The sequence below is a fragment of the Erythrobacter donghaensis genome, from assembly GCF_001557325.1.
GTDB classification, from domain to species: domain Bacteria; phylum Pseudomonadota; class Alphaproteobacteria; order Sphingomonadales; family Sphingomonadaceae; genus Erythrobacter; species Erythrobacter donghaensis_B.
This window is the reverse complement of record NZ_LSJS01000236.1, coordinates 1-8945: the sequence shown is the minus strand read 5'-3', so window position 1 is coordinate 8945 and position 8945 is coordinate 1. Positions and strand designations below refer to the sequence as shown.

Genomic DNA, 8945 nt, shown 5'->3' with positions numbered 1-8945 from the left:
TCCCCAGCCCCAGACCGCCGCCCGCTGCCCAGGTGTTGACCGAGGATCCGGCGCGCACGGCCTCGTTGACGGTGGAATCGACCACCTCGTTGATCAACCGGTTGCGCTCGAGATCGGCACGGAAGCTCTCGCTGAAGGTGCGCCGCGAGGTGCGAAAGCCGCGCTCCTCGCGGTCCCAGTCGACCACCGACACCCGGCGCTTCTGCCCCGGCGCAAGCGGCAGCGAGTAGAGCAGGTCGCCGAGCGAGTAACCGTCCGCGCGCCACACCTGCCGCCATTCGAGGATGTGCCCGTGCGCGACCGACATCGCCTGATAGGCCGTCCCGACCGCATCCCATTGCGGCATGTTGCCCTTGGCGATCGGGGTCCGGCCCTGTCCGGCCTTGCTGGCAAGCTTGATCGACTTCTGGAGATTGTCGATCGCGGCCTGGCGTTCGGCGGTCATCAGGCCGAGCGGGGTGAAGCCGTCGGGATCGGCGAGCGCATGGCGCAGCGTGTCTTCGGACAGGGCGCTGGCGCGGGCGAGGATTTCCTTGCGCAACTCGTCACCCTCCGCCGTCTCGCGCCAGGCGCGCACGGTGGCAAGGCCGCTCTGGGCATAGGCCGCCGATTGCATGCGCAGGACATCGAAGTTCTGCATGGGCGCGGCGCCGCGCTTCTCGATGACGCCCGCCCGCCCGCTGCCCAGCGTGTCGTCGATGCTGCCGAAGCCGTAGCTCAGCTCCGCCAGCATCGCGAGCACGCGCTCGGGCAGCGGGGGACGATCGGCGAGGCGCACGCCGGGCAGCTGCGGATCGGTGGTGCGCACCAGCGCGTAGTAGCGGAACTCCTCGAGCGTGCGATTGGCGACCGCCGGGCTGGGACAGGTGCCGCCCGACAGATCGGTCTCGAACACGCCCTGGGTGTTCACCAGATCGGTGTGATCGGGCGTGCGCGGGGCATCGATCGTCTCGCAGGCGCACGAGCTCTCGCTGGCGCCGTCCGCCGCCACCTCCGGTGCGGGCGGGAAGTCGGCAGCGATGCGCACTTCGGCTTCAGGCACGCCCTCCTTGCCGAGCGCCACGGCCTCGACCGCTTCGCCGCCGGCCGCCCCCGGGAGCCGCACTTCGAGCGCGGCGAAGGCGGCGCGCGCGAATTCGAGCCGGACGCGGCCGGCGGCGTCGGTATAGTCGGCCGCGAGGATCGCCATCGCCGGGGCGTCCGCGGCGCGGTGCTGCGGCGTGCCCCACAGCGCGACCAGCTGGTTTGCAGCGGGCAGGCCGTCCGTGCGGGTGATGACATGCACCCGGATCACGAAGGGGCCGTTGGCGGGATCGAGCGGATCGGGCGCTGCCGCGACGCCGACGGGGGCTTGCGGCTCGACCTCGATCTGCAGCTTCTCGCCCCCGCCGATCTCGACCGTCTGGCGCACCAGCCGCGTGCCGTCGGGCGCGCGCACGGTGAGCTCGGCCCGCTCGGCCAGCTGGCCATCGGGCAGCGCGATCACGAAGGCGCCATCGGCGGCGACCGGCGCGCTCAGCGACAGTGGCACCGGCGCACCGCCAGGCTCGAGCGTGACCATGATGCCCAGATCGACGAAGTGATTGGCAAAGCTGCCCCCACCTGCCGCCACCAGCCTGCCTTCCGCCGCCATTGCCACCTCCCCGATGCTGAACCGCCCGGCCGCTCTGCGCGCCGCGACGCAAATCTGTCGGCCATGCCAGCCGGGCGGTCGATCTTCCCCGCGCGCCAACGCAGGACGAAGACTACGCCCTGAGTCTCTAATGGCAGAATGTGCTGGAATAATTCCGGCAACACCGCCCCTATTGATTGTAGCTTTGCGACATTGCCGAGGATCAAATCAGGATTGTCGCAAATCGACAATTGCTGGACGGCAAGCTGATATCTTATCCAGCGCGAGCAAAACTTGCCCGGAAGCGTTGATTCGCAGTCACGCTTCCGAAAAGATTTCGTAACAATGATCGATTTGGCTGATTGGCGTAAGTCATCGTTAGATGGTCTTGTCTCGGACTGCTGTGCGCAATCCGGTGCGATTGCGCGGGCGTCACGGGTGCTGCGTTAGTCACGGGTGAGGGGATGGGCCATGGCGCGAAAGGCGGATCGGCAGGTGAGCGGCAGGATCGTCGCCATCACGGACAATGGCGCGCACGGCGGCGCCAGCGGCGGTGCGGCACGGTTCGAAGGCTACGGCATCCTCCTGCATTATGCGCACCAGACCAACGAGGGGCCCGAACTGATCGAGCGCCGCGAGAATGTCGGCGAGGACGGCAGCTTCGCCTTCACGCTCACGTCCAATGCTGTGGCCGATCCGGATGGACGCCTCGCAGTGACCGCGCCCTCGGGCGAGACCCTGGCGGTGCGGCGGCTCGACGAGATCGCGCCGCGCGCGGGCGGGGGCCGGGAGGATCTCGTCATCGAGGTCCGGCGTCCGTCACCCTCGTTCAGCCCCTCGGCCCTGGCTGCGGCCGCGCGGGCGCAGCGCGCGATCGCCGGGCGGCTGCTGATCGCCACGGGCGAGATCGGCAAGCTCGCCGGCCTGCCGGTCTCGCTGTGGCTGGAGGGCCCGGACAGCGCGGCGCGGCTGGTCTGGAGCGGCCAGTCCGACAAGCAGGGCTATTTCCGCGCCCTGGTGCCCGCAGGGCCGCATGCGGTGGCGATGCTCAAGGTCGGCGCAGGCGCTGCCGCGCGCGAGATCGACATCGTCCTCCAGGACGGCGAGGTGCCCGATCCGCTGCTCGTCGGCGTCGATCCGGCGGTTGCGAGCGACCTCGCCGAGGAATGCGATTGCGATCTCGCCATCCCGGCGCTGCCCGATGCCGCCGCGCTGGCGGTGCAGGGCAACGTGTTCACGCAGGATCTCGGCACCGGTTGCCAGTCGCTCACCCGGCCCAACCGCACGCTCGAGGAGTTCGACTTCTTTCGCATCGTGCGCACCACCGATCCGGCCATCCGCGGCACGGTGATCGCCGATGACCGTCAGCCCGCCGCGCCAAAGACCGGCGACTGGGGCAAGATCGTCTTCGATGTCGGCACGCTCGCCCAGGTCAGCGGCGCCTCGGCCATCGCGATGCACACCGAGGCCTTCCAGACCCGCCAGGTCAAGACCGGCCGCAGTTCGGCCCGCGAGGACGATTTCATCGCTGCCGAGACCAGCCTGCGCATGATCGAGCCCGCGACCTTGCGCGCCTCGGGCCTCGCCGAGGAACTGCGCGCGCGGATCGCGACCGACCAGCTGTCGACCGCCGGCGTCGGCACATCGGCGCTGTGGCGCGACGCCGCGAGCGAGAAGGTCGCCGTCACCGCGATGGAAACCGCGCTCGCCAAGCTGCCGCTGGCGGTGCTGAGCGCCGCGATCGAGGATCCCGACGGCTTCACCCCCGACAAGCTGATGACCGCCGAGCGGCGCGTCAGTGCCGAGGCGCTGCGCGACTATCTCGGCGCCCGGGCCAAGGGCACCGCAGGGCGGACCGAACTCAACGCCGATCATCGCATCGACTGGGATCACACGCCCGAATTCTATCAGGCGACCAGCGTCGCCCACGGGCATATCCTGCACCTGAAGCAGGAATGGAAGGCCGACGGCTATTCGCTCGGCGACCTCGTCAAGAGCATACCGCTCGCGCCCGGCCAGCAGATGCAGATCGTCACGCTCGACTGGAGCCGCCGCGACAGCGCGACGCGGCAGGAATCGACCGACGCGCGCGAGCAGCTGACCGCCTCGCTGTCGCGCGATCGCGACATGAACGAAGTCGCCAACGCGGCCTTCCGCGAGAACCTTTCGGGCAGCTCGAGCGCCACCACCGGCGCGGTCGGCGGCGGGCTGGGGCTGGCGATCGGGCCGCTGGTGATCGGCGGCGGCGGGGGATCGGGCTGGGCAAGCTCCAGCGCGAGCGCGGATTCGGCACGGGCGTTCTCGGCCGAGACCATGAACGCCCTGCGCGACCAGACCTCGCAGGCCGTCTCCGCCGTGCGCGATCAGCGCTCCACCGTCGTCAACACGGTGAGCCAGTCCGAGAACGTGACCGCGATCACCGAGAGCATCGCCAACTACAACCGCTGCCACGCGCTGACGATCCAGTACTTCGAGGTGCTGCGCCACTTCGCCGTGCAGGAGCGCCTCGCCGGGGTCAGCGAGTGCCTGTTCGTGCCGCTCGAGATGGGGCTGTTCGACGATGCCAAGGTGCTGCGCTGGCGCGAGATCCTCGAGCGCGCCTGTCCCAGCAGCACGATCCGGCGCGGCTTCGATGCGATCGAGCGACTGTCCAATCCCGCGACCACGCCGCCCAACCGGCGCTATGCCGACGATCCGATCGCCGAACTCAGTGGCCGGCTGCGCTTCCGGGTCTCGATCGCGCGGCCCAAGGATCCCGACGAGGCTTCGGCCGCGGTGCTCGAACAGACCCAGTGGGGCCTGCTCGGGACGATCATCAAGGTCAGCCCCTATTTCATCTACGACCAGTTCAGGCGCAACGAGGCGCAGAAGGACCGAATCTTCCAGACCGAGATCGCCCCGCAGGTCGCGCGCGCGTTCCTCGACAGCATCGACGTGATGCTGATCGACCGCGACGGGATCGCGCATCCGGCGCAATTCGATGTCACCGTCGCCTCGCGCTACCGCGAGGGCGACATCATGGAGGTGACACTCAACGACAATGCGATCGGCAACCGCATCCCGCGCGCGCAGATCGCCGGGGTGGAGGTGCGCACCGACTATGCTCTCCCCGATTTCTCCAGCGTGGTGCTGGTCGGCGCGCAGCTCGGCTACCGCACCGAGCGGATCGCCGCGCCCCTGTTCAACAGCGACCGCGTGCTCGACGACCTGCTGCCCGGCGATCCCGCCTTCATGAGCACCTCGCGCATGACCTGGCGCGAGGAGCGCAACCAGCTCACGCAGGACCGTCAGGCGCGGCGGCGGCTGCTGCGGCACCTCAACGACAATCTCGAATATTATCACCGCGCGATCTGGCTGGGGATGGACCGCGACCGGCGGTTCATGCTGCTCGACGGGTTCGAGGCACCGTTCTCGGGCGGGCGCTCGATCGCCTCGGTGGTCGAGAACCGGCTGATCGGCGTGCTCGGCAATTGCCTGGTGATGCCGGTGGCGCCCGGCTTCCAGCTCGATCCGGTGCTGCGCGAGGCGCTGGCCGAGGCGGGCGAGGATGGCCGGATCGACCCCGGCGAGGTGCTGCTCAGGCTCTACGACCAGCCCCCCTCGCCGCCGCGCCGCCTTTCGGTGCCGACGCGCGGCGTGTTCGGCGAGGCGGTGACCGGATCGTGCAATTCCTGCGAGACGATCGAGGAGGACCGGTTCTGGCGCTGGACCGACTTCCCGCTGCCCGACAGCCCCCCGGCGATCGCCGCGCTCTCGACCGACAGCCGCTTCGCCGAGCCGGCCCGTCTGCGCCCGAGCGCCTTTCCCGATGCGCTGATCAAGTACCAGTCCATCCCCGACGCGCCTGCGCCAACCGGCATGGCAGCTGCGCTCGCGGCGCTGGGCAAGGACGTGTTCAAGGACCTGACCGGCCTCAGCGAGAACCAGAAGAACGCGCTCGCCGCGCTCACCGCCTCGATGACCTCGGCCGAGGCCTTCGCGGGCGAAGCAGTGTCGCTGGCGCTGGCGCGCGACAAGGCGATGACGCTCGACCGCACGCTGGCGCAGATCGAATCGGCCAAGAAGTCGGGCTATCTCGATGACGCTCAGGCCTCGGCGGCGGCCAAGAAGGCGCTGATGGGGTCGATCGGCGCGACGCCCGCGCCCGCCGAAACGCCCGCCACCAGCAACGACACCGTCGCCAAGCTGGTCGAGGATGCAGCCAGTTCGCCCAACGGCAAGGCGACCGTCAGCCGCTCGGATGGCGATACCTCCGAAACGGTCAGCTTCGAGACCATCGGCGAGGAGCTGGCGATCGGCAAGGCGCCGGTCACCGAATGGATCGACTTGCCGCTGTGGGTCTCGCTGCCGTTCGTCGCCGATGCCTTCTCCCGGGTCGCGCCGCCCGCGGGAACGCGCCGCCATGACGTCAGCGAACATGCCGATTTCGAGGATGCCCGGATCGCCGCGCTCGCCAGCTACCCGGTCAATTCGGCCGGCGATTTTGCCGTGATCGATCCCTTCGGCAGGGTGACAGACTTCGCCGGCAACCAGCCGTTCGATTTCCTCCAGGCGGCGAAGGACGCGGGGCTGATCAAGCCCGATCCGGCCGATCCCGCGAAGTTCCTGACGCGGATCGACGCGCGGCTGTGCTATCCGGCGCAGTCATCCTCTACCGGTACGCCCAAGGCGGTGCATTTCCCGCATTCGGGCAAGCGCGCCATGCCGCTGGCGGTGATCGTCCACGGCAATCACGAGGCGCTGGTCGCGACCGGCAAGCCCAAGCCGGTGACGCTCAAGAACGGCGCGGCGGCAGCGACCGGGACGCTCTCCAGCATCCCCAATCACGAAGGCTACCGCTATCTCCAGGAACATCTGGCGGCGCAGCCGGAGGGCATCATCAGCCTCTCGATCAGCACCAATCTCGCCAACGCGACCGGATCGTGGGTGGAATGGCGCGCGCGCATGATCAATGCCGCGATCGGTGCGCTGAAGGCGGCGATTGCCGCGGACCCCGGGCACTTCCTCAGGGATGCGGTCGATTTCGCGAAGGTCGGCCTGCTCGGCCATTCGCGCGGGGGCGAGGCGGTGATCCGTGCGCACCAGCTCAACCTCGTGGCCAAGGGCTACACCTGCAAGGCCGTGGTCTCGCTCGCGCCGACCGACTTCACCGGCGCAACCGCGGCAAGCAAGGTTGCGGTCGACAATCCGGAGACCGCCTATCTCGGCATCTGGGGCGGGCTCGACGGCGACGTCAGCGGCGCGCGGCGGGCGGGCGGCTTCGCCTTTGCCGGCGCGGCCCCGCGGATCTATGACCGCTGCAAGGCGCACAAGGCGTTCGTCTTCGCCCCGCCCTGCACCCACAACCGCTTCAACAATCCCGTGTGGAGCGACCACGGCGAATGGCAGCGCACCACCGGCGGCGCGACCGCGCTCGACGTGCCCGCCGCAGCCGCTTCGGAAGCGGCGCACGAGGCGCTGCTCAAGGAGTATGGCTGGGCGTTCTTCGACCTGATCCTCAACGGCAACGCGGCGCGGCAGGCCGCGTTCCGCAGCGGCGAGGTCAAGTCCGCAAGCGGGATCGACGTCGCGCAGCAATGGCACTTCGGCACCGGCTTCCTCACGATCGACGATTTCGAAGGCGTGAGCGCGAGTTTCGGCGCCCGCACCCTCGATCCGATCATGGCGATCGCGTCGCTCGCACCGGTGCAGACGCCCGCCGCCGGAGCGGCCACGGTCCGCGACCTGCAGGTGAACCATGCCACCGGCGCCTGCATCGTCGATGTCGCCGCGGCGACCACCTCGCTCGCGCGGCTCGCCTACGATCTCACCGACGCGGCCGGGAACGGCGCCGACCTGACGCGCTACACGCGGCTCCTGATGCGGATCGGGCAGGCCTATGACGTCACCGGACAGGCCAGCATCGACGCCATGGCGCAGCCCAACTTCGTCGTGCGCATGATCGACGGCGCGGGCACGGCGGGCGAGCTCGGATCGGCGGCGGTCTATGCCGGGTGGAAGGGCCCGCTGGGGCGGCCGCGGCACAAGCCGATGCAGGATCCGGGCGGCGGGCCGGACATCAACGCGACGCAGATCGTGATGCACACGATCGACTTCGATACCGCCGCCATGTTCGCTCTGCCGCCCGAGACCTCGGTCGTGAACGATCCGCGGATGGACATTCGCCGACTCGAGATCGATTTTGATACGGCAGCCGCCACGGGGGAAATCTGGATCGATTCGATCGAATTGGTCCAGCTTTAGGAGGAGCAGGGATGGCCATCGAATTCAAGGGGTTCCGGGTTGGTCCGGCAGCCGCGACCCCCTCGCCCTGGGGCGCGCACCAGGTGCAGGCCTGGGCGGCCGCGAGCTTCGGCCCCAATGCCGATGTCAGCGCGGCAATCGGCGCGCAGGAAATCGCCGGGATCCGGATCGACCAGCACGGGCTCGGCTTCACCGGCTACGCCGCCAATCCGCCGCAGCCGACCGACACTCTCAAGGTCAGGATCAACGGTGGGGACGAGATCGACACCGGGCTGGTCGCCGAGCCGGGCTCGGTGCTGGCGGCTCCAACTGTGCGTACCCGGCGCAATGTCTACAAGCTGGGGCCAGGCGATTGGCCCGATACGCTGCTGTGGTATGCCCGCGCGGTCAAGGCGCTCAAGGCACGCGCCCTCGCCGACCGGACGAGCTGGCGCTTCATGGCCGCGATCCACGGCATCAACAGGTCGGTGTGGGACGGCTACAACATCACCAGGCCCCTGCCGAACGACCCGGCCCCCTCGGCGGCCGACGTCGCGACCTATTTCGACCAGTGCCAGCACCAGTCGTGGTACTTCCTCCCTTGGCATCGCGGCTATCTGCAGGCCTTCGAGGACCTGATCCGCGCGGCGATCAGGGATCTCGGCGGCCCGCACGCGACCTGGGCGCTGCCCTACTGGAACTACATGAACGCGGGCGAGAACGTCCTGCCGCCCGCGTTCCGTTCGCCCGACTGGCCCGACGGCACCGGCGACAATCCGCTGTTCGTCACCCAGCGCTATGGCGAGTTGAGCGGTGCGACACCCTTCGACTTCAAGACCGTCAACGGCCGCACCCGGATGCTCGATGCCCTCGCCGAACGCCGGTTCACCGGCCCCGGCGGCGGGGGCAGCCCCGGGTTCGGCGGCGTGAAGACCGGCTTCAGCTGGAGCGGCACCACCAATGGCCTGATCGAGAGCTTCCCGCACAATCTCGTGCACGTGCTGATCGGGCGGTCCAATTCCGCCGGTCTCGGGCTGATGACCGATCCCGACACCGCCGCGCTCGATCCGATCTTCTGGCTGCATCATTGCAATATCGACCGCCTCTGGGA

Annotated in this window: 3 protein-coding genes; 2 read left to right on the top strand and 1 reads right to left on the bottom strand. The window is 69.1% G+C overall.

All coding sequences use genetic code 11. The features are described from left to right. Positions 1–1633 (bottom strand): hypothetical protein (locus AX692_RS14345; protein ID WP_196491799.1); only part of this gene is annotated, 1633 nt, incomplete at its 3' end. 450 nt (positions 1634–2083) lie between these two features. On the opposite strand from AX692_RS14345, the gene AX692_RS14340 reads away from it, so the two are divergent. Then, positions 2084–7855 (top strand): hypothetical protein, encoded by a 5772-nt coding sequence (locus tag AX692_RS14340; protein ID WP_073976964.1) that lies wholly within the window; start codon positions 2084–2086, stop codon positions 7853–7855. Between the two features lie 11 nt (positions 7856–7866). Then, a partial coding sequence (locus tag AX692_RS14335) for a tyrosinase family protein (RefSeq protein WP_196491798.1) occupies positions 7867–8945 on the top strand: 1079 nt, incomplete at its 3' end.